Origin of the sequence: Thalassospira sp. MBR-102 (assembly GCF_040549275.1) — a bacterium.
GTDB lineage: Bacteria > Pseudomonadota > Alphaproteobacteria > Rhodospirillales > Thalassospiraceae > Thalassospira > Thalassospira xiamenensis.
This window is the reverse complement of record NZ_JBEPTC010000002.1, coordinates 643,368-664,497: the sequence shown is the minus strand read 5'-3', so window position 1 is coordinate 664,497 and position 21,130 is coordinate 643,368. Positions and strand designations below refer to the sequence as shown.

The window sequence follows — 21,130 nt, the reverse complement described above, 5'->3', positions numbered from 1 at the left end:
GCTGATGTAACTATCGGTGGTGCGTGTTACTTTATCCGTCTTTCCCGCAGTCGAAGATCGAGAACCGCGTGTCCCTAGCAACCGCAGAAGCTGTCCCGTTTGGCATCTATATCCATTGGCCGTTTTGCCTGTCGAAATGTCCTTATTGCGATTTCAATAGTCATGTTGCTGACAAGGTTGATCATGCGCGCTGGAGGGCGGCATTGCGTGCGGAACTTGCCGCAGGTGCTGCGCGTCATCCCGGCCGCACGGTCGGATCGGTATTCTTTGGTGGTGGGACACCGTCGCTGATGGATCCGGAAACCGCAGGGGCCCTGATCGCCGATATCAAAACCTTCTGGCCGGTAACCGATGACATCGAAATCACGCTTGAAGCCAATCCGGGTACGGTTGAAATCAATCGGTTCTCGTCTTTTGCTTCCAATGGCATCAACCGGGTCTCAATTGGCATTCAGGCGCTCAATGACCGCGATCTTAAATTTCTGGGGCGTGTGCACAATGCGGCTGAAGCCATGCGTGCTCTTGATGTTGCGGCGAATGTGTTTGACCGGTTTTCGTTCGATCTGATTTATGCCCGGCCCGAACATGATCCGAGAGCCTGGCGTCATGAGCTGCGCGAAGCACTTGAGATCGCGCGCGGTCATATTTCGCTTTATCAGTTGACGATCGAACCGGGAACGCAGTTCCATACCTTGCATCAGCGCGGTGATCTCGTTGTACCCGATGAAGACCTTGCGACCGATCTTTATGAAATCACCCAGGAAGAAACCAAAGCCGCCGGTTATGGTTGTTACGAGGTTTCCAACCATGCCCGACCCGGGCAGGAAAGCCGCCATAACCTCGTATACTGGCGCTATGGCGATTATCTCGGCATTGGTCCGGGTGCACATGGCCGCGAAGCCGTCATTCAGCCAGATGGTAGCACTAAACCAATGGCGGTGCGCCGTCATCGTGCGCCGGAAATCTGGCTTGATCGTGTGGAAAAGCAGGGACACGGCACGCAGGAAGAAACCGCTTTGGTTGCGGATGAACGCCTTATTGAAATGGTGATGATGGGGCTGCGCCTGAATGAACCCATTCCGGTGGGACGCTTCGAGCGGATTATTGGCAAAACCCCGCGCGAGGCATTGGATTCAGAACGTCTTGAAACCCTGATTGCGTCGGGCGATCTGATTTGCGATCAGGCCGGATTGCGCACGACCGATCAGGGGCGGAACCGTTTGAACGGGGTTCTCAGATACTTGTTCGACCATTCGGCGTGATCGCGGATGAGCGGGAAAATCAAGATTTTCCTTATGTCTTGCGACGGTGGGCGATTTTCAAAGACGCGTTTTGCAAAACCCTCAAAAAGGTTGTTGACACTGAAGTTTGGCAGCGTATATTGCGCCCCGTTCCGGCGGGTTCCGTCGGGCAAATACCACAAGCCCCTATGCCCAGGTGGCGGAATTGGTAGACGCGCTGGCTTCAGGTGCCAGTGGCCGCAAGGTCGTGGAAGTTCGAGTCTTCTCCTGGGCACCATACCCCAGCACATGGACGATGTGCTGGGGTATTGTCGTTGTAGGATGAATTTCGCAGCTTTTGTCTTTCTGTAACGGGGATTACTGGTTACAAGCGAAAACCACTTCAAAAAAGAGCCTTGGATATGATGCGACCTGACGTTAGTTTCGTTCTACCGGTTTATAACAAGGCTTCTGTGCTTCCTTATTTTTTCGAGTCCCTGTTGGCTCAAACCGGTGATGTTTCCTTTGAAGTTATTTTTATTGACGACGTATCGACTGACAATTCGTTGGAAATACTGAACGAATATGCCGGATCGCATGACTTTGTTCGTGTGATTAACAACGAAGTCAATGCAGGACCATCCATTCGACTTAATCAGGGGGCGGCGGAAGCAAAGGGCAAATATCTCGCGCTATTTGATTGCGACGAGATTCTTGCACCGGACGCGCTTAAAACTATGCTGTCACTCGCGAAACAGCAGGGTGCCGATATGGTGCACGGACGGGGGCGGAAGACTAACGCACCGATTGAAGATGTTATTGCCGAGCCGATTGGTGAGAATTTCAGCTTTACAATCCACAATGATCCACTTGATCGGATATTAGGGCGCGGCATGGTGCGTATGACTTGGCTGGTGACGCAGGAATTGTTTCAAAGGGCTGAAGGATGTGATGAAACTGTTTTTGTTCAGGATGAGTCACTGGCACTGCGACTGGCGTCGAAAGCTCGACGTATTGTTGATGCCGATATGACTGTGACAATGGTTCCCGATATGGGAAGCCATATTTCACAAAATACTTTGCAACTGAATCATGATCGTTTTCTAGTTTATCTGAACTTTTTGCAGGCACATTCTGAGTTGTCTTCGGATTTACGTATAAGGATTTATCAGAAATGCATTTCTGCAGTCAAAAAAGCGCGCAAGGATGATGCTCCTTTCGCTGCTATTCCGGTTTTGACACGCTATGTGATGGGGAAAATCGGCTTCGTTGATCCAGCTCCAGAATCTCTGATGTATTATAGGAATATTTTCTACGAATTGCCGAATATTCGTCGTGTTGAAGAGAAGTGAGTTATTAAACAAATGAATTCGCTTGATAAAAAAATGCATGTTGTCGCTAGTTTTTTGCTGTTTTGTATTCCTATCTTTCTATTATTTACAAGGGCAGCTGCAGATATCTCGGTTGTCTTGATCGCTCTGATTTTCTTAGCGCGATCATTGTTGGAAAAAAAATGGTCTTGGACCCGTGAGAAGGATATTCTTATCCTTTTGATCATATTTGTCCTGATGAATTTGGTTATCTCACCTTTTGCCGAACATATAGGTAAGAGTTTTGAGCGCTCGCTAAGTTGGCTGAGATTTGTTGTCTTTTATGCTGCGGTGACCCGTTGGATTCTAACCGATGCGCGTACGATCAAATGGTTTGTCACGGGCCTTTTATTTGCGCTTGGAACTGCCGCTTGTGATGCGCTTTATCAGTTTTTCACGGGTTTCTCGCTTCTGACCGGTCAGGCTATGAGTGGCCGTCTTACCGGCCCGTTAGATCGGCCGAATATTGGCATGTATCTTTCTAAGCTTGGATTTGCTGCGTTGACTATGGCTGTGATGCTCTATGCTCACGGGGTTTCCAGGAAACTCTTCATTATTGGATGCGTCTTGTCACCATTGCTTCTGGTCGTTGTGTTTCTTAGCGGCGAGCGTGCCGCAAGCGTACTGACTTTGTTGGCAATTATGACAACGCTTTTTAGCTTGTTTCTTATTGGTGGCGCAGCACGCAAAGTTTCTTTGGGGTTGGCGTTTGTTGGAGCAATTGCCTTGATCCTTTTACTTATCACAAGTGATCGGATTTGGGGGCGAGTTGAAGCATTGGCGAGCGTCGTCTCGGATTACAGCGACTCAATATATGGTCAGCTTGTTTTTCTGGGGATTCGGTTCTTTGCCGAGAATCCGTTGACGGGTAGCGGTATGGGAAATTATCCGCTCGTTTGTAAAGATTACACTGCAGCGGGGTTGACTAACGTTCCTTGCCATCCCCATCCTCATAATTTCTATGTTGAATGGTTGTCTGATACGGGGATGATCGGGACAATTCCGTTTACTGTTTTTATCGGCCTTCTGTATTTTATGGGGCTTAAAACCCTATTTGGCCCGCGCGAAAGCCGCTTGTTGGGTGGCTTGTATCTTGGCGTTCTGGTTATGTCCCTGTTTCCTTTTTCAGTTACACAAAGCCTTTTCTCTAACTGGCCTGCTATACTGGCTTGGACCTCCATTGCAAGTGCGGTTGCTGCGCTCCGGTTTCCGGCATCCAAAGTTGTTTGATTGAAAAGCCCTATTTTCCGTTCGGATATAGGGCTTTTTGCATCGCGACGTTGGTAATGCTGTGTTAAGACAGCGTCAAACCAGCATTCTGGAGAATTGCGATGACCAATTTCCTTCATCATGGAGACTTGCCCGACGGGCTTGATCTTGGCAAAACCGTTGCCATTGACAGTGAAACCATGGGCCTTAATCCGCATCGTGATCGTCTTTGTGTGGTCCAGCTTTCGGCGGGTGATGGCGATGCTCATCTGGTGAAGTTTGACTTAGAAAGCTACGAAGCGCCCAACCTTAAAAAGCTTTTGTCCGATCCGTCGGTTTTGAAGCTGTTTCACTTTGGGCGGTTCGATATTGCTGTGATGGACAAGTATCTTGGTGTGCGGTGTGCACCAGTCTATTGCACCAAGATTGCATCCAAACTCGTGCGCACCTACACCGACCGCCATGGTTTAAAAGACCTTGTAAGGGAACTGGTTGGAATCAACCTCGACAAGCAACAGCAGAGCTCTGACTGGGGTTCTTCTGATCTGTCAGATGAACAGATCGCATATGCCGCATCCGATGTGCTGTATCTGCACAAGGCCAAGGAAGAGCTTGATCGTCGTTTGGCGCGCGAAGGAAGAACGGAACTGGCGCAGGCCTGTTTTGACTTCCTGCCGACACGGGCGACACTTGATCTTGCTGGTTGGGAAGAGACAGACATTTTTGCCCACTGATTTGCCTTTTTGGTGTGTTGAAATTTTTTCTGGTGAGCCTGCATTGTTAATTCTGCGTCAACGGCCTTTGGCGTAAAGGAATGATCCCTGCGACATCATTACCTGATCGTTGCTTTTGTCGCTTGCCAGTGCAGATGATCCCGCCCATCTTTCCCCGTAGTTAGTTCCGCCGGGAAACGCATAAAGAAACTGATGACAGTGACCCCGAAACCGCAAAACACGCCTGAACCGGCATCGGAGAAAGACCTTGAAGTCGCCCGCCGAGTTCTGGCAATTGAAGCCGATGCACTCAGTGATCTTGCAAAATCCTTAAACGGCGATTTTTGCAAGGCAATCGATCTGATCGAGAGCCTTGCGGGCCGCCTTGTCGTAACCGGCATGGGTAAAAGTGGTCATATTGCCAAAAAGATCGCAGCAACTTTTGCGTCGACAGGAACGCCATCCTTCTTTGTGCATCCGGCTGAAGCCAGCCATGGCGATTTGGGGATGATTGGCAAAAATGATGCCGTCTTGGCCCTGTCGAATTCAGGCGAAACACCAGAACTGTCAGATATCATCGCGTATACGCGCCGCTTTAACGTGCCGTTGATCGGTATGACCCGGCGTCCGGAAAGTTCGCTGGCAGCTCAATGTGATTACCCGCTGATTCTGCCCAATAGCCCGGAAGCCTGCCCGAACAAGCAGGCACCGACGACGTCGACCACAGCGATGCTGGCTTTTGCCGATGCGCTTGCTGTGACATTGATGGAGCGTCGTGGCTTCAGCGCCGATGATTTCCGCACATTCCACCCTGGTGGTAAACTGGGGCAGCGATTGCTGCGTGTTAGTGACGTTATGCATGACGTTGCGGATATTCCACTGATTGGGGAAAATGCGCTGATGTCCGAGGCATTGGTCATCATGACCGGCAAGTCATTTGGCTGTGTCGGTGTGCTCGACGATACAGGCTTGATGAGCGGCATCGTAACGGATGGTGATCTACGCAGGCATATGGCAGACAATCTGGTGGCAATGCGGGTCGGTGATGTGATGACACGCAATCCCAAGGCGACCAAATCCGATGTTCTGGCTGTCGAGGCACTTGCGATTATGAATGATCGCAGCATCACGGCCTTGTTTGTCGTTGATGATGAAGGCAAGCCGGTTGGCCTTGTGCATATTCATGACCTTCTGCGTTTGGGGGTTGCGTAATCCATGAGCGAAGAACGGAAGGCCGAGATCGAGAGGGCCGCGCGTAATGCGCGCATGAACGATCGTCTTCCGTCCGGGCGGCGGGACGTGCGGATCAATCCGTTTCGCCGTTCGATCGTTAACATGCTGAAAATTGTGCTGCCGTTGATTGCGGCATCGCTTGTTGCTCTTGTTGTGCTGTGGCCACAAATCGAGAAGGTTCAGGAAAGCGGTTTTCGACTTGGCTTTTCGACCACACCCGATGATTTGATGGAAAATGTTACCATGAGCAATCCGCGCTTTTTTGGCGTGGATGGGAATAAGCAACCCTTCACTGTCACAGCCAACGACGCGGTTGAGCAGCCGGAAAACGGCGAGCGGCTGGCACATGTGCATCTTGATGCACCACAGGCTGATATAACGCTTGAAGATGGTTCGTGGATTGCACTTACGGCGGATGAAGGTTTTTATACCGAGTCCGATGAATTGCTTGATCTGGTCGGGACCGTGAATATGTATCACGATCAGGGGTTTGAAATTCATACCGAGCAGGCCGAGATCGCATTGAATAGCGGCAGTGCCAAAGGCAATGAACCTGTCGATGGACAGGGACCGTTCGGGACGATCAAATCTGACACCGGGTTTGAGCTTGAGGACAAGGGTGCCGTGATCCGCTTTTTGGGGAATGCTCGTCTGGTGATTTTCGATAGTGCTTTGAAAGGTAAATCATGATCGCAGTTGCGCGTTTTGCGGTGCGCCGTTTTTTGATGGCGACAGTTTTTGGGGGCGCGCTGCTGGTTCCCTCAGTGGCGGCATATGCCGATCCACTTGGTCTTGCCCAAAGTGGAAGCGGGGGGCTTGAGGTCGAATCCGATAACGGCATTGAATGGCGTCGTAACGAGCAGGTCCTGATTGCGCGAGGGAATGCTGTGGCTAAACGCGGCAATTCCCGTGTGGACGCAGATGAACTGCGTGCCCTTTATCGGGATCGTGACGGTCAAAGCGAGATTTACCGTATCATTGCCACGGGCAACGTAAAACTGTCTTCAGAAACCGATGTCGCAACCGGTGATCAGGCGATCTATGACATTGACGATGCCGTTGTCGTTTTGACGGGTAAAGATCTGCGATACAAAACACCCAATGAAACCCTGACCGCTGAAGAAAGCCTTGAATACTGGGAAACCGAACGTATGGCGGTTGCACGTGGTAATGCGGTTGCCGTTGCCGATGATCGTACCCTTCGCGGTGATGTTCTGACGGCACGGTTCGAAGCAGGCAAGAATGGCGAAAACGAACTGAGCCGCATTGACGGTGATGGAAATGTTACCATCCGAACGTCAACCGATTTTGTGGTTGGCAATCAAGGCGTTTATGATGCGAAAACGGGTATCGCAACCCTTGTCGGATCGGTTAAGATCACGCGCGGCGAGAACCAGCTGAATGGGGATCGCGCTGTTGTCGACCTGAATACAGGTGTCAGCCGATTGACCGCCAACGGAAATGGCGATGGCAAAAGCCGCGTTCGCGGTTTGCTTGTGCCGGAAAAAGACGACGAAAACAGCCCGGGCCAATCCGGGAATGGCAACTGACGAAGGGTCGGGAATTTGTTCTGGTCGCGCAAAAGCGGAAAATCCGACAACACACATGCACCAAAGACCGGTAGTGGCAGCAATGCATCCTCCGGTACGGGCCCTCGGCTGGTGACAGCCAACAAGGGGCTGGTTGCGCACAATCTTGGCAAGAGCTTCAAGAAGCGACCGGTGCTTAAAGACGTGTCGATGTCGGTACAACGCGGCGAAGCCGTCGGCCTTCTGGGACCAAATGGCGCCGGAAAGACAACCAGTTTTTATATCATCACGGGTCTGATTTCTCCGGATCGGGGGAATATTTCGCTTGATGGGCGCGATATCACCATGATGCCGATGTATCAGCGTGCACGCATGGGAATCGGTTATTTGCCGCAGGAAGCATCGATTTTCCGCGGGATGACGGTCGAACAGAACATCATGGCGGTTCTGGAGGTCGTGGAAGATGACCGGATCAAGCGTGAACAGAACCTGGAAGATCTTCTGGCGGAATTTGCCATCGAGCATTTGCGCCGCACTCCTGCCCTTGCCCTGTCGGGTGGGGAACGCCGCCGTTGCGAGATTGCACGTGCCCTTGCGGCCCATCCGAACTTCGTTCTGCTGGACGAGCCGCTGGCTGGGATTGACCCGATTGCGGTCGGTGATATTCGCGATCTTGTACGTCATCTGAAAGATCGTGGCATTGGGGTCTTGATTACCGACCACAATGTGCGCGAGACTCTGGACATCATTGACCGGGCATATATCTTGCATGACGGTCGGGTTTTGATGGAAGGTGGTCCTGACGAAATCGTCAGAAATGACGATGTCAGAAGGGTTTATCTGGGTGATCGTTTCAGCCTTTGATCACACACCTTGTTTCTAGGGGGTTCGGATTGACGAGGGGTAGTTCATAATGGCCCTGAAGGCGCGGCTTGATCTTCGTCAGTCTCAGTCTCTCGTCATGACGCCTCAGTTGCAGCAGGCGATCAAACTGCTGCAATTTAACAACATCGAACTTTCCAATTTCATTGATAGTGAATTGCTGGAAAATCCGCTGCTGGAACGCGCAGATCCGGGGCAAACCTTTGCCGAAACAGGTGACGGGGCCGTCGGGAATGGCGATCAGGGTATCGATTCCCGTACCAGCGATGATTTTTCGGATCGAGAAGATCGTTTTGGCACCGACCGCCTGACGTCAAGTGAAACCATGAGCACCGGCGATTCCGGTCCGCTCGATTGTGCGCCAGATGCCCTTTACAACGGCGAAGGTGAAATCACTCCCGATGGTGCCCCGGTTGCCGGAAACCATGATTATTCGTCGCCCTATAGCGGTGGAACGGGTGGTGGAGGCAGCGGCGAAGATCTGCCGGGCCTGGAACAGACGCTTGCCGACAAGGCGACACTTCGTCAGTCACTTGATGATCAGCTTAACATCGCGTTTGCGGATGCTATTTCACGCATGATTGGCAGCTACCTGATCGATATGCTTGATGAAAATGGCTATGTCGCCGGGCCGCTTGAAGAGGTTGCCGAGGCACTTGAATGCGAAATGAGCGATGTATTGCGCGTTCTTGCCGTTATGCAGGGATTTGAGCCAGTGGGCATCTTCGCCCGCGACCTTGCCCAATGCCTCGAACTGCAATTGCGTGAGCTTAATCGGTTTGATCCGGCGATGGCAGCGTTGCTGGCCAATCTGGATTTGCTTGCGCGTCGTGAATTTGATCGCTTGCGCCGGATATGCGGCGTAGATAACGATGATCTTTCGGACATGATTTCCGAAATTCGCACCCTTGATCCGCGTCCGGGGCGAACCGCCGATGGGGAACCGGCAACGCCGGTCATTCCCGATGTTCTGATGCGCGCAGCCGGAAGCGGCAACTGGCATCTTGAACTGAACAGCGATGCATTGCCGCGCGTATTGGTGAACGAGGATTACGCCGTAAAGATAGGACAGGGGCTACGTAATCGCGAGGAACGAAGTTTTCTTAGCGAGAAGCTTCAAAACGCCAATTGGCTGGTAAAGGCACTGCACCAACGTGCTACCACGATCATGAAAGTCGCAAGCGAGATCGTGCGTCAGCAGGATGGATTCTTCAATTACGGCGTATCGCATTTGCGCCCGTTGATCCTGCGCGATATTGCCGAAGCAATCGGCATGCATGAAAGCACGGTTTCACGGGTGACCAATGGCAAGTTTATGGCGACCCCGCGTGGCGTTTACGAGTTGAAGTACTTTTTCACTACGGCAATTTCATCTGCGGATGGCGGAGATGCGCATTCTTCTGAATCTGTGCGTCATCGCATCAAGTCATTGATAGACGGGGAAGATCCGAAAAAGATTTTGTCTGATGACAAACTTGTCGAGCTGCTTCAAAAGGAAGGGATCGACATCGCCCGCCGAACAGTGGCAAAATACCGCGAAGCGATGAGAATTCCCTCGTCGGTCCAGCGACGGCGCGAAAAAAAATCGCGGGTTTCCTAGCCAGTCAAACACTGCAAAATATACCTTAAGGTATTGTATATTAAGCAATAATACCCAAATGTTGACTTGGCATTAACGAGGGAATATGGTGCGGCCTCCTGATTGAGGGGCACTGAATGTCCATATGTACTGGGAAGTCACTCAACTGGGGATAGGCGATCCATGCAAATTACGGTTATTGGTAAACAACTCGACGTTGGTAACGCACTCCGTCAACACGTCGTCGAGACTTTGGACCCTGCGGTAGAGAAATATTTCGATCACGCGATCGAAGCCACGGTGACCATCACCAAAGAGGCACATCTCTACATCACGCAGATATCGGTCCATGTCGGCAAGGGCATGTTGGTTCAGGCGAAGGCATCGGCGAATGAAGTGTATCCTGCCTTCGATTCCGCCTGTGATCGTGTCGCTAAACAGTTGCGACGCTACAAGCGGCGTCTGCGTGACCATCATACCAACCGTGATCAGTATGAGCAGGCAAGAATTGATGCGACACATTATGTGATCGCACAGGAAGACGACGATCATTCAGATGACGAACATGTCAATGGCTTCGAGCCTGTGATCGTCGCTGAAACACCGGATCGCATTGATACGCTCTCTGTTGGAGAAGCTGTTATGCGGCTCGACTTGGGGGACATTCCGGCACTTATGTTCCGGAATGGCAAACATGGCGGATTGAATGTTGTATATCGTCGTGCTGACGGCAATATCGGGTGGCTTGACCCATCCGATAAGGAGGCTGGTGCAGCGTGACGGATACAGATTCTTCCGAGCCAAACAACGCAACGCGAAAAATGGACATATCATCGATTCTTTCCCCTTCGGGGGTAATACCGGCCCTGCGGTCCGGTGCGAAAAAGGCTGTCCTTGAGGAACTTGCCGAAAAGGCAGCTGACGTCACCGGGCGTGAAGCGGGCGAGATTTTTTCCGTTTTGCTTGACCGTGAAAAACTTGGCAGCACCGGCGTAGGTGGTGGTGTCGCGATTCCACACGGCAAGCTGGCGGATCTTGACCGGTTGCACATGATCTTTGCGCGTGCTCAGAACCCGATTGAGTTCGATGCCGTTGACGAACATCCTGTCGATTTGTTTTGCATGCTGATTGCCCCGGAAGAAGCTGGTGCAGATCACCTGAAAGCACTGGCGCGTATTTCCCGCCTTCTGCGTAATCAGGGCATGTGCGACAAGTTGCGCGGTGCGGGTTCTGCGGATGCAATCTATGCACTGCTGACACAGGATGAGGCTGAACAAGCCGCCTGAACGTCGTGAAATCAGAAGATCTGAAACCGGGTGCCATTATGTGGTGCCCGGTTTTATTTTGCCTTGATGAATAACTGTTGGTTACCCGTCTTCGTTTATCGCTGCTGCGTGCGTGGCTTTTTCTGCGGTATTCTGTGTCATCAGCCTACCGGCCAGGACAACGAGATACAGCACGGGTATGCCAATCAGGGCTGTGCCAATAAAGAACCAGCTGTAACCGAGCGCATCGACGACACTGCCCGAAAATCCGGCAAGGATTTTGGGGAACAGGGTCATGATCGAGCTAAAGATCGCATATTGCATGGCGGTAAAGGAAATATTGGTCAGGCCCGACAGGTAGGCGATGAAGGCGGCTGTTGCAAGACCACCTGACAGGTTGTCAGCCATAATCACACCGGCAAACATGATCGTGTTCGGGCCCAGATGAGCCATAATTGCAAACAGGATGTTGGTAATTGCCGAGAGAAGTGCGCCAAGAAACAGGATACGCACGACCCCGTAGCGAACCGAAAGGAGACCGCCAAGGAAGCTGCCTGCGATGGTCATGAACAGGCCAAATGTTTTGGAAACAGCTGCTATTTCTTCCTTGGAAAAGCCCAGATCGGTATAGAAAACATTGGCCATGACCCCCATGACGATATCGGCAATCCGATAGACGCCAATGAGTGCCAGCACAACTATCGCAGCCTTGCCATAGCGGTCGATGAAATCCTTAACCGGTGCGACATAGGTTTCCTGAACCATGCCGGTTGGGGTTACGCCGACACGGGTGGTCAGCCATGCGACAAGGATTGCGGCTGCGACAGAGATGGCTAGTTTGAGAAACCCGGCGATGAAACCAGCCAGTTCGTCGATCATTCCGTTTTCGACTAAAGCCGTTTTTAACGGCTCCGTCAGGTCGCTGGCATAGATGTTGGCAATGATGAAGGCGATCACAGTCAGCGCAAACATCAGAAGGAAACGACCGTAATCGGATGTTTTATGAAAATACTTGCTGTCAGTCCGATTTACGGTGGGTTCGCGAATGATCAGCGTGGTGATAACGCCGATCCCCATGGCCAGAGCCATGCAGCCATAGGCAATTGTCCAAGCAATCGGCTCATAACTGCCTTCGGCCTCAAATAGTCCGGCAATGGTCAATGCTCCGGCACCGGCGACAATCATTCCGATACGATACCCACCGATATAGGCCGAGCTCATCATGGCTTGCAGGTCGGTATCTGCTGCCTCGATGCGATAGGCGTCAATCACGATGTCCTGTGTTGCCGATGCAAAGCCAAGCGCAACAGCAGCAAAGGCCATAGTAGTCAGGTTTTCGGCCGGATCGGTAAATCCCATCCAAAGGATGGAGCCGATAATGGCACATTGGGCGATAATCAGCCAGCTTCGCCGACGTCCAAGAACCCCATGCAAAATCGGGAACGGCAGCCGGTCAATAAGGGGGGCCCAGACAAATTTGAAAGAATAACCAAGGGCGGCCCAGCTGAAATAGGTGACGGTAGAACGGTCCACCCCGGCTTCACGTAGCCAGATCGACAGGGTTGAGAAAATCAGCAGGATGGGAATCCCGGCCGACAGTCCCATGAACAGCATGGTAATCACGCGTGGATGAATGAACGCCCGAAATGAATCACCCCAACTGCGGAAGGCTGTGTCGTGCATTGATATTCCCCGTCTGAATGCGGCCTTGTGCGAAATTAGGGGAAACACGTTAAGGAATGCCGAAACGGTGCAGGCGATTGTATGTCTCGTCCTGAAATACGTTGTCAGCTATAGGCGCAGACAATGTCGACTTCGGGACGAGACCCCTGATGAAAAAGGCACGAACATCATAGCAAATGTTCGTGCCTCTCAATGTATAAGGGCCGCCCAAGCAGGCGGCCCTTCTAAATCACGATCCAAACCGGTTTAAACTGTTTCGGATTCCGATTTGCGGCTTTCGCGTTTGCGCACGTTCGGGTCGAGGTGCAGCTTGCGAATACGGATGCTTTGCGGGGTAACTTCGACCAGTTCGTCGTTCTGGATATAAGCCAGCGCTTCTTCAAGCGACATACGACGCGGCGGGGTCAGGGTGATGGCATCATCCTTGCCCGATGCGCGGACGTTGGTCAGTTTTTTACCCTTGAGAATGTTAACTTCAAGGTCGTTGTTGCGGTTGTGCTCACCGATGATCATACCTTCATAGACGCGTTCGCCCGGATTGATGAACATCGAACCGCGATCTTCCAGACCCCAAAGGGCATAGGCAACCGCATCGCCCTGATCGTTCGAGATCAGAACACCATTACGACGACCTGCAATCGAACCTTTGACCGGACCATAGGAATGGAACACACGGTTCATCACGCCGGTACCGCGGGTATCGGTCAGGAATTCGCCGTGATAACCGATCAGGCCACGCGACGGTGCCAGGAACATGATACGGGTCTTGCCGCCACCGCTTGAGCGCATGTCGGTCATTTCGGCCTTGCGCAGGCTCATCTTTTCAACGACGGCACCGGCAAATTCTTCGTCCACGTCGACCTGGACTTCTTCGAACGGCTCGGACAGGACGCCGTCGATTTCCTTGATCAGAACGCGCGGACGCGAGATCGACAGTTCGTAACCTTCGCGACGCATGGTTTCGATGAGAACGCCAAGCTGAAGTTCACCACGACCGGCAACTTCAAAGGCGTCCTTATCCGCGGTTTCCGACAGCTGAATGGCAATGTTGCCTTCGACTTCGCGTTCCAGACGGGCACGGATCATGCGCGATGTAACCTTGTCGCCTTCCTGCCCAGCAAGCGGAGAGTTGTTGACCGAGAAAGTCATGGCAAGGGTCGGCGGATCAATCGGCTGGCTTGAAATTGCACTGGTGACTTCCGGTGCGCAGATGGTGTCGGCAACGGTTGCGTCGGTCAGACCGGCAATCGCGATGATGTCGCCAGCAACAGCTTCTTCCTGCGGGACACGATCAAGACCACGGAAACCCATCAATTTTGAAAGACGACCGGTTTCGACAGTGCCATCACCACGAAGAACCTTGACCGGCATGTTAAGTTTTGCGCGGCCCTGTGCGACACGGCCAGTCAGGATACGGCCAAGGAAGTTGTCAGCATGTAGCATGGTCGCAATCATTGCGAACGGCGCGTCAACTTCTGCCTTCGGTGCCGGAACATAGTTCAGAACCAGGTTCATCAGCGGTGTCAGGTTTTCTTTCGGGCCTTCCGGTGCCTCGGCAGCCCAGCCATCACGACCGGAGGCATACAGAACCGGGAAATCAAGTTGTTCGTCATTGGCTTCGAGCGACACGAACAGATCAAATATCTCGTCGAGAACTTCTTCTGCGCGCTGGTCCGGGCGGTCGATCTTGTTGATGATCACGATGGGCTTCAGGCCGAGTTTCAGGGCTTTACCCAGAACGAATTTAGTCTGCGGCATCGGGCCTTCGGCCGAGTCAACCAGCAGAACAACACCGTCAACCATCGACAGGATACGTTCGACTTCGCCACCGAAATCGGCGTGGCCCGGGGTATCGACGATATTGATACGCGTATCGCCCCACTGAATTGCGGTCGGCTTTGCCATGATGGTGATGCCGCGTTCGCGTTCCAGATCGTTACTGTCCATGGCGCGTTCATCAACACGCTGGTTGTCACGATAAACACCGGATTGACGGAACATCGCGTCGACGAGGGTGGTTTTGCCATGGTCGACGTGTGCGATAATGGCGATATTGCGCAAGTTCATTGGCGCGGACTCCAGAATAAAAATGCCGCGCGCCGGGATACATACCTTGCGCATCGGTCAGTAAAAGTTTCAAGGCCAGTAGATATTCAGCTGCCGCAGGACCGGTGTTGCCCGGTCGGCAAGTTCAAACCCGCGCATTAGCGCAGCACTGCACATGCTGAATGTTTACTGGCCCAAAAGACAAATTGCAGTTTGGCTCGGAAGCCGCCCTGTCATAGCCAATGTCGAGGCGAATGACCAGCCTTGTGCATGCCATGCGGGGTTGATTTTTATGCAATGCCGGGTTCTTGCGCTATTAACTGGAGAAAGTCAATCTTTGTGTGCATTGCAAAACGGCAGAATACCGGCAATTGCTACAAAAGAAACGGGACGGCAACCAAATGTTGCCGTCCCGTGAATTTTATCGTGAAACCATGGCGAAGGGTCAAAGAGTCTTCGCAACCAGTTCCTTAAGGTCTGCATCGGGGCGTGCGCCCATATGCGAAATGACTTCGGCAGCACAAATCGAGCCAAGGCGACCACATGTCGCAAGACTATCGCCACGTGTGTAGCCATAAAGGAAGCCCGATGCGAAAAGATCACCTGCGCCGGTAGTGTCAATCACGCGGGCAACCGGTTCGGCATCAACCTGTATGACTTCGTCATCCGATACAATGACCGAACCTTTTTCACTGCGGGTCAGGGCTGCGACTTTGCAGTGTTTACGGACTTCCGCCAGAGCTTCTTCGAAGGTGTCGACCTCGTAAAGCGATTTGATCTCGTCTTCGTTGGCAAACAGTACGTCGATATGATTATGGACCAGATCGCGGAATGATTCACGATGACGGTCGACACAGAAGGAATCAGACAGGCTGATCGAAACCTGTCGTCCGGCATCGTGCGCGACCTGTGCGGCCTTGATGAAAGCTTCCTTCGCTTCGGGGCGATCCCAAAGATATCCTTCCATGTAGGTGACCTTGGCCGATGCGATCAGTTCGGCATCGATATCATCCGGGCCAAGCTCCGTGCAGGCACCAAGGAAGGTATTCATGGTACGATGACCATCCGGTGTCACGAAGATCAGGCAGCGCGCCGTTGGGGAGCCGCTTGTTGCCGGGGTAGAATTAAAGGAAACGCCGATGGCACGGATATCGTGGCGGAAAACCTCACCCAGCTGATCGTTACGCACCTTGCCAATATAAGCACCTTTGCCGCCAAGGGCCGCAATCCCCGCCATGGTATTGCCAGCGGATCCACCGGACATTTCAAGGCCAGGGCCCATTTGGGCGTAAAGACTGTCGGCGGTTTCGGCGTCGATCAGAGTCATGGCGTTCTTTACAAGGTTCAAACGGCCAAGGTCTTCTTCCTTGCAGTGAGAAAGAACGTCGACAATGGCATTGCCGATTCCGACGACGTCGAATTTGGTGTCACTCATTGACTTGAATTTCCTAAGCTTTTTTCGGTATTTCCCGACAGTCAAGGTTCGGCAAGTCATAGTGCTTGGCTGCCATCGCCTTTATGGGTCGGATGATCTGGAGCGGGAGTATAGAGAATGAAAATCGCGGTGCAAGCATCGCGACCGTTTCGCGTCCGGTCTTTTAACCCTGCATTAAGGACGTAAAAAACTGCATCCGTAGTTTTTTACGCGGCTTTCCGAAATCAATGCAATCTTTGTTGACCGAAATTTTTTGCCATTGTCGGAAATTGATTCGTCGCACCCCTGGTCGCCGATTCCACGATGCGCAGAAAACCGCGCTTTTTGACTCCTCCAAGGCATGATGAGGGCGCTTTACCTATTGTTTGTCGATGTGATGTCTTTAGCGCTCTGCTGTCGCTCATAAATCTCACTATAAGATCTTTTTATTTATCTTAATTATGAAATTAGCGAAGATAAGAGACGTGTTAAAATTCAAACAGACTGGTATGTCTTCATCTAGATATACATAAAATCCCTAAAAACTACAATATAGGAACATGCTATCAATCTTATGCTGGGAAAAGTGGCGGTTAAGTCTGAAGTGGCTTCCCCGTGCCTTGACACTACGGAGGAGTTGAGGGTTGACCGGAATCAGGATTGTCCGAGGGATTTTTGTGATCCGTGTTTTGCGACCGGATCGGATATAGCTGCACTGGCGCATCTGAATTTGGCACGTCGCGCGTGTCATTCTTGCGGTCAGAAGATTGATGACCGAGGCGATCACGCAGTTCTTCGACAACAGCACTTATGCGGGCCCGATGCATCGGGTCCTTACACAGTCTAACGAACCGGGTGAAGGCATGGAGTGCTTTTGCATCTTCGTGCAGGCGGGCGTAAAGCGCGCCGAGCTGATGCCAAAGCCCGTCATGATCTGGTGCAATCAGCAAACTGTTGTCAATCACACGCGCGGCGAGGGCCAGCTCACCCTGCCGAAGGGCCCTAACCTTTATATTGTTTTGAAGTCGTAACAATATCGCAATATCAGATGCTTCACGATAATGAGAGGGTTGCAGTTCTGCATCTAGCCCCTGAAACGCCTTCAACAATTCGCGTAACTCGGCAGAACCCAATGTGATGCCGCCATGGAAGGGATCGATCATTCTTCGCGCCCCCCCGGATTGCAGACGCAGCAGAAAGTGACCAGGAAAATCGATGCCCGTGATCTCTATCTGGCAACGTTTTGCGACATGTACATAAAGCAATGCGAGCGCCACAGGAAGACCGCGCTTTCGATCAATGACCGACATCAAATCTGCATTGGCGATATCGTCATAATTTTCCGCATCGCCCTGAAACTGATAGTGACCGGGGATAACATCCTGCATGGCCCGCACGATTAGGTCGATGGCGGCGCGGCCATCTTCATCTCTTGATTGCGCAGATAGGGAGCCAATCCGGTTGCGGACATCACCAGAAATGGCTTCAAGCAAATCGATATAAGGTGCAATATCACGGCTTGGGTCGTTTAACCGTGCAAAATGCAAAGCGGCCTCGGCCGCAGTTGCATCGGGATATTGGCCGTTACCGTAATCGGTAAGCCATTGGCGATCTTTTGCTGTGATGTCCTTTTCCCGATCAATAATAATGCTCAGGTCCTCTGGCGTTGTGGGTCGTCCTTAAGTCTTACATGACTGACGACGCGTCTGACATAACTGGTAGCGCGTGCATGAGCGATTACAAGGTTGCGCTCATGTTCGCTTTGCGCGATGCCCATGATATGGACGGTACCATTGATGGTTTCGACACTGTAGTTAATCGCATAGACGTCTGTGTCAAACATCAGTGCGGTTTTGATGCGGGTCGTGATCAAAAGATCACTGGCGCTGTCCATTAAACTGCTGCCTTGACCGACATTGATTTCGTTGATGACGCGGTTTACGCCATTGACCTGCCAGGCCAGTTCGACCGCTTTAAGTTCGCTGTCGGTATTTTCAACCGTTCCGGCAAGCAGAACTTCCCCCTCAACTACTTCGATTTCGATCCGGCGAAACAGGTTTTCATCTTCGGTCAGGAACTTCTGCCAGATCTCGGCCGTGATTGCGGTATCGCTGACCGCGCCGCCAAATCCGCGTTCCTGTAGGGCGGCCACACCGGCAGTTGCACCTGCACCCACTGCAAGAGACGTGCACCCCGCAAGTGGCATAAAAGCAAGGATCACCAGAACGGGTCCTGCCTGCGCAATATAATTCCTGACTTTAACAATACGGCCCTTTGACCGTCGCAATGTGCGTGACAGCAATGTCATCTATCGGTTTCTCGCCCCGCGTTCCCCCGTCGTCTCAACTGCCAATATGAGCGCAGCCGGTTAAGGAGTTTTAAACTCGAAGCGCGGTTTGACCGATTAATGACTTTTTTCGCATGTGAGTTCGGCCCAACGGCCGGGTGTGATACCAAATGCACGTTTGAAATGCCGATTAAGATGGCTTTGATCAGCAAATCCGGTATCACCCGCAATATCGACCAGCGGCTGGCGAAGGCTGATAAGGATGCGGGCTTTTTGCAGGCGACGCATCATCAGATAACGATATGGTGTTGTCCCAAAACAGGCACGGAATTGACGGATAAGACGATATCTATCAAGCCCCGTGACCTCTTCAAGCTCGGCGGACTGTACCGGGCGATCAAAGTTGTCCTCAAGATATTTTCTGGCCCGTTCCATGCGTTCCAACGCCAGAAAGCCAATCGGTTTCATTGAGTTTTTGGCGTGACGCGCAAGGCCGGTGGCGATGTCAGAGATAAATTGATCTATCAGAAGCGGATCAACATCTTCATCAAGATGGGCGAGCACCGAGGCAAGTGTTGCGGCCAGCTGCGAGTCGGCAATGACGGGATCAGAAACAAAGGGCAGGGAAGCCGTATCCGTGCCAAGGCCCTGCCGTAGCAGTGATGGTTCGAGATAAAGCATGCGATAGCGCAAACCGTCCTCGGTTCCTGCACCTCCGTCATGGACCTCGTCGGGGTGAAGGATGATCACATTACCGGGCTGACTGGCACAGGAAGAGCCGCGATAGTTGAAGGTCTGAACGCCCTGCATGGTGATGCCCAGCGCATAGGTATCGTGGCGATGGGGGGCAAACATATTACCAAAGAAAAGGGCTTCCATTCGCTCGATCCCCGGCAGCGGGGCCGCAGAAATGAAGTGCTCGCGCGGTTTGCACAAACGTTCAAGACCGTCTGATGGGGTTTGGTTTACAGAATCCAGCATTACGGTTTTTCCGACAACCTCCCGAACCTGAAAATCAACGGATGTGCAAATGTTTGATACCAAAGTTGCCATTGTTCTTCGCAATGATCTCGAAAATTGGCAATCGCTGAATGTGACGGCATTTTTAATGAGCGGTATTGTCGCCCAGTTTCCCGAAATCATCGGGGAACCCTATAAAGACCGTGACAATAATATCTATAACCCCTTGTCCCGCCAACCGGCGATCGTTCTGTCGGCTGATGCCGCGACAATGGCAAAGATTCACCGCCGTGCCCTTGAGCGTGGGGTAACCACATCGCTTTATGTCGAGGAAATGTTTTCAACCGGTCATGACGAAGCCAATCGCGATGCTTTCGGGCAGTTTTCGCCAGAGGATGCCAAAGCGGTCGGAATTGCTTTGCGCGCGGAAAAACGGGTGACTGACAAAATCATCAAGGGCGCAAAGATGCATCCGTGATTAATCTGATCACAGCATCCAGGCGTTTTTCAAATGCCTGATACGCCAGCCGTTCCGTACGGCTATGATGTCAAACCGCAAATCGCCATGATGCCCTATGTTTGAGGCGAAGTTTGAAAGAGCGCGGGCAATGCGTTGTTGCTGTTTGGGTCGCAAAGCATGCAGCGCATCGTCGAGGTTAGCGCGATTTTTGACTTCGATTGCGGCGATCAGATTGCCTTTTTTGACGATGATATCGATTTCGCCGACCGGGCAGCGATACCGGGTTTGGATAATACGATAACCGCATAGCCGAAGCCACATTGCGCATAACCATTCAGCACGTCTACCGGCCTGCTCGGCCTTGCGACGATCAGATCGGACTGTGTCGCGTGTTGTCCGGGCGGATTTCATGGCTATCCCCCGGATGGTTTGGAAAGTTCAAGCGCCCGATTATAAAGATCACGCTTTTTAAGGCCGGTTTCCTTGGCCAACTGATCGGCTGCTTCTTTGGTACGCAGGGTTTTCAGAAGTCCGGTCAGGCGCGCATCAATGTCATCGGCGTCGGGTTCGGCGTCCTGTTCATTCTGCGGCCCGACAACAACAATGATTTCGCCCTTGGGCGTGCCTTCGGTGGCGTAATGAGCCGCCAGATTGCCAAGTGTTCCGGTTCGAACTTCCTCAAACATTTTTGTCAGTTCGCGGGTGACGGCTGCTTCGCGCGCTTCGCCCAGCATTTCAGCCATATCGGCAAGACTGCTTGCCAGTCGTTTGGGACTCTCAAGAAAGATCAGGCTTCCGGGAATGCTTGAAAATCGTGCCAGTTCCTTTTTGCGTGCCGATGTCTTGGGGGGTAGGAAGCCAGCATAAAAGAAGTGGTCACTGGGAAGTCCCGATAAAATAAGAGCCACAATCGGTGACGAGGCGCCGGGGGCAGCAGTGACATTGAAGCCTTCTGCCTTGCAATCACGGACCAGTTTGTAGCCGGGATCGTTGATCAGGGGCGTTCCCGCATCCGAAATCAGCGCAAGCCCCTGTCCCTTGCCAAGGCGTTCCATGATTTCGGGGCGCATTTTGGCGGCGTTATGTTCGTGATAGGCGATCCGTTTGGTTTTTACGCCATATCGCGACAACAACTTGCCCGATGTTCTGGTGTCTTCACACAGGATAATATCGGCACGTTTGAGGATATCGAGCGCACGAAACGTAATATCGCCCAAATTACCGATTGGAGTAGCGACAAGATAAAGACCTGATGAAAGTGGCAAGTGTCGTTCATCTGG

At 52.2% G+C, this 21,130-nt stretch carries 20 protein-coding genes and 1 tRNA gene; 13 read left to right on the top strand and 8 right to left on the bottom strand.

Going from position 1 to position 21,130, the window contains the following annotated elements:
* Positions 1-68: 68 nt before the first annotated feature.
* The 12 genes from hemW to ptsN all read left to right on the top strand — a co-directional run bounded on the left by hemW (position 69) and on the right by ptsN (position 11,021).
* Positions 69-1,262, top strand: coding sequence for a radical SAM family heme chaperone HemW (gene hemW, locus ABIE64_RS06375; RefSeq protein ID WP_063092308.1), 1,194 nt, complete (start codon positions 69-71; stop codon positions 1,260-1,262).
* 169 nt (positions 1,263-1,431) lie between these two features.
* A tRNA-Leu gene (locus ABIE64_RS06370) sits at positions 1,432-1,518 on the top strand.
* Between the two features lie 124 nt (positions 1,519-1,642).
* The gene (locus ABIE64_RS06365) at positions 1,643-2,572 is read left to right on the top strand and encodes a glycosyltransferase family 2 protein (protein WP_223304921.1); all 930 of its coding nucleotides are present in this window, start codon (positions 1,643-1,645) and stop codon (positions 2,570-2,572) included.
* Between the two features lie 12 nt (positions 2,573-2,584).
* Positions 2,585-3,820, top strand: coding sequence for an O-antigen ligase family protein (locus ABIE64_RS06360; RefSeq protein ID WP_063092309.1), 1,236 nt, complete (start codon positions 2,585-2,587; stop codon positions 3,818-3,820).
* A 101-nt stretch (positions 3,821-3,921) separates the two neighbouring features.
* Complete coding sequence (locus tag ABIE64_RS06355) at positions 3,922-4,533, top strand: ribonuclease D (RefSeq protein WP_063092310.1); 612 nt, start codon at positions 3,922-3,924, stop codon at positions 4,531-4,533.
* A 192-nt stretch (positions 4,534-4,725) separates the two neighbouring features.
* Positions 4,726-5,724, top strand: coding sequence for a KpsF/GutQ family sugar-phosphate isomerase (locus ABIE64_RS06350; RefSeq protein ID WP_063092311.1), 999 nt, complete (start codon positions 4,726-4,728; stop codon positions 5,722-5,724).
* A gap of 3 nt (positions 5,725-5,727) precedes the next feature.
* The gene (lptC, locus tag ABIE64_RS06345; protein ID WP_063092312.1) at positions 5,728-6,435 is read left to right on the top strand and encodes an LPS export ABC transporter periplasmic protein LptC; all 708 of its coding nucleotides are present in this window, start codon (positions 5,728-5,730) and stop codon (positions 6,433-6,435) included.
* A complete protein-coding gene (locus ABIE64_RS06340; RefSeq protein WP_085642697.1) occupies positions 6,432-7,295 on the top strand; it encodes an LptA/OstA family protein in 864 nt (287 codons plus the stop codon). The genes lptC and ABIE64_RS06340 overlap by 4 nt, the downstream gene beginning before the upstream one ends.
* A gap of 111 nt (positions 7,296-7,406) precedes the next feature.
* A complete protein-coding gene (lptB, locus tag ABIE64_RS06335; RefSeq protein ID WP_246832234.1) occupies positions 7,407-8,138 on the top strand; it encodes an LPS export ABC transporter ATP-binding protein in 732 nt (243 codons plus the stop codon).
* A gap of 49 nt (positions 8,139-8,187) precedes the next feature.
* The gene (gene rpoN / locus ABIE64_RS06330; protein ID WP_114094260.1) at positions 8,188-9,756 is read left to right on the top strand and encodes an RNA polymerase factor sigma-54; all 1,569 of its coding nucleotides are present in this window, start codon (positions 8,188-8,190) and stop codon (positions 9,754-9,756) included.
* Positions 9,757-9,918: 162 nt separating this feature from the next.
* Positions 9,919-10,515 (top strand): ribosome hibernation-promoting factor, HPF/YfiA family, encoded by a 597-nt coding sequence (hpf, locus tag ABIE64_RS06325; protein ID WP_037988948.1) that lies wholly within the window; start codon positions 9,919-9,921, stop codon positions 10,513-10,515.
* Between the two features lie 41 nt (positions 10,516-10,556).
* Entirely contained in the window at positions 10,557-11,021 is a 465-nt protein-coding gene (gene ptsN, locus ABIE64_RS06320; protein ID WP_007088574.1) for a PTS IIA-like nitrogen regulatory protein PtsN, read from the top strand.
* Between the two features lie 81 nt (positions 11,022-11,102).
* Here ptsN and ABIE64_RS06315 read toward each other — a convergent pair whose 3' ends face one another.
* The 6 genes from ABIE64_RS06315 to ABIE64_RS06290 all read right to left on the bottom strand — a co-directional run bounded on the left by ABIE64_RS06315 (position 11,103) and on the right by ABIE64_RS06290 (position 19,411).
* Positions 11,103-12,683, bottom strand: coding sequence for an AmpG family muropeptide MFS transporter (locus ABIE64_RS06315; protein WP_354376916.1), 1,581 nt, complete (start codon positions 12,681-12,683; stop codon positions 11,103-11,105).
* Between the two features lie 246 nt (positions 12,684-12,929).
* Entirely contained in the window at positions 12,930-14,750 is a 1,821-nt protein-coding gene (typA, locus tag ABIE64_RS06310) for a translational GTPase TypA (RefSeq protein WP_007088576.1), read from the bottom strand.
* A 424-nt stretch (positions 14,751-15,174) separates the two neighbouring features.
* Complete coding sequence (locus ABIE64_RS06305; protein WP_037988944.1) at positions 15,175-16,164, bottom strand: adenosine kinase; 990 nt, start codon at positions 16,162-16,164, stop codon at positions 15,175-15,177.
* 605 nt (positions 16,165-16,769) lie between these two features.
* The gene (locus tag ABIE64_RS06300) at positions 16,770-17,690 is read right to left on the bottom strand and encodes a SirB1 family protein (protein WP_354376914.1); all 921 of its coding nucleotides are present in this window, start codon (positions 17,688-17,690) and stop codon (positions 16,770-16,772) included.
* A 104-nt stretch (positions 17,691-17,794) separates the two neighbouring features.
* Entirely contained in the window at positions 17,795-18,451 is a 657-nt protein-coding gene (locus ABIE64_RS06295; protein WP_051682173.1) for a BON domain-containing protein, read from the bottom strand.
* 96 nt (positions 18,452-18,547) lie between these two features.
* The gene (locus tag ABIE64_RS06290) at positions 18,548-19,411 is read right to left on the bottom strand and encodes an AraC family transcriptional regulator (protein WP_354376913.1); all 864 of its coding nucleotides are present in this window, start codon (positions 19,409-19,411) and stop codon (positions 18,548-18,550) included.
* 49 nt (positions 19,412-19,460) lie between these two features.
* Here ABIE64_RS06290 and ABIE64_RS06285 point away from each other — a divergent pair, with 49 nt between their 5' ends.
* Positions 19,461-19,868 carry a DUF2000 family protein gene (locus ABIE64_RS06285; RefSeq protein ID WP_037989228.1) on the top strand — a complete coding sequence of 136 codons (408 nt, stop codon included), beginning with the start codon at positions 19,461-19,463 and terminating at the stop codon, positions 19,866-19,868.
* A 9-nt stretch (positions 19,869-19,877) separates the two neighbouring features.
* Here ABIE64_RS06285 and ABIE64_RS06280 read toward each other — a convergent pair whose 3' ends face one another.
* Positions 19,878-20,261, bottom strand: a complete 384-nt coding sequence (locus tag ABIE64_RS06280; protein WP_341365164.1) for a YraN family protein — start codon at positions 20,259-20,261, stop codon at positions 19,878-19,880.
* Positions 20,262-20,263: 2 nt separating this feature from the next.
* Entirely contained in the window at positions 20,264-21,115 is an 852-nt protein-coding gene (rsmI, locus tag ABIE64_RS06275) for a 16S rRNA (cytidine(1402)-2'-O)-methyltransferase (protein WP_063092318.1), read from the bottom strand.
* Positions 21,116-21,130: the final 15 nt, after the last annotated feature.

Bases quoted from the DNA above. Each gene is read 5' to 3' on its own strand.
- ABIE64_RS06315 (WP_354376916.1), bottom strand. From the start codon at position 12,683: ATGCACGACACAGCCTTCCGCAGTTGGGGTGATTCATTTCGGGCGTTC.
- ABIE64_RS06365 (WP_223304921.1), top strand. From the start codon at position 1,643: ATGATGCGACCTGACGTTAGTTTCGTTCTACCGGTTTATAACAAGGCT.
- ABIE64_RS06305 (WP_037988944.1), bottom strand. From the start codon at position 16,164: ATGAGTGACACCAAATTCGACGTCGTCGGAATCGGCAATGCCATTGTC.
- ABIE64_RS06355 (WP_063092310.1), top strand. From the start codon at position 3,922: ATGACCAATTTCCTTCATCATGGAGACTTGCCCGACGGGCTTGATCTT.
- hpf (WP_037988948.1), top strand. From the start codon at position 9,919: ATGCAAATTACGGTTATTGGTAAACAACTCGACGTTGGTAACGCACTC.
- ABIE64_RS06280 (WP_341365164.1), bottom strand. From the start codon at position 20,261: ATGAAATCCGCCCGGACAACACGCGACACAGTCCGATCTGATCGTCGC.
- lptC (WP_063092312.1), top strand. From the start codon at position 5,728: ATGAGCGAAGAACGGAAGGCCGAGATCGAGAGGGCCGCGCGTAATGCG.
- ABIE64_RS06285 (WP_037989228.1), top strand. From the start codon at position 19,461: ATGTTTGATACCAAAGTTGCCATTGTTCTTCGCAATGATCTCGAAAAT.
- ptsN (WP_007088574.1), top strand. From the start codon at position 10,557: ATGGACATATCATCGATTCTTTCCCCTTCGGGGGTAATACCGGCCCTG.
- rpoN (WP_114094260.1), top strand. From the start codon at position 8,188: ATGGCCCTGAAGGCGCGGCTTGATCTTCGTCAGTCTCAGTCTCTCGTC.
- ABIE64_RS06350 (WP_063092311.1), top strand. From the start codon at position 4,726: ATGACAGTGACCCCGAAACCGCAAAACACGCCTGAACCGGCATCGGAG.
- ABIE64_RS06295 (WP_051682173.1), bottom strand. From the start codon at position 18,451: ATGACATTGCTGTCACGCACATTGCGACGGTCAAAGGGCCGTATTGTT.
- ABIE64_RS06360 (WP_063092309.1), top strand. From the start codon at position 2,585: ATGAATTCGCTTGATAAAAAAATGCATGTTGTCGCTAGTTTTTTGCTG.
- ABIE64_RS06290 (WP_354376913.1), bottom strand. From the start codon at position 19,411: ATGCTGGATTCTGTAAACCAAACCCCATCAGACGGTCTTGAACGTTTG.
- typA (WP_007088576.1), bottom strand. From the start codon at position 14,750: ATGAACTTGCGCAATATCGCCATTATCGCACACGTCGACCATGGCAAA.
- ABIE64_RS06340 (WP_085642697.1), top strand. From the start codon at position 6,432: ATGATCGCAGTTGCGCGTTTTGCGGTGCGCCGTTTTTTGATGGCGACA.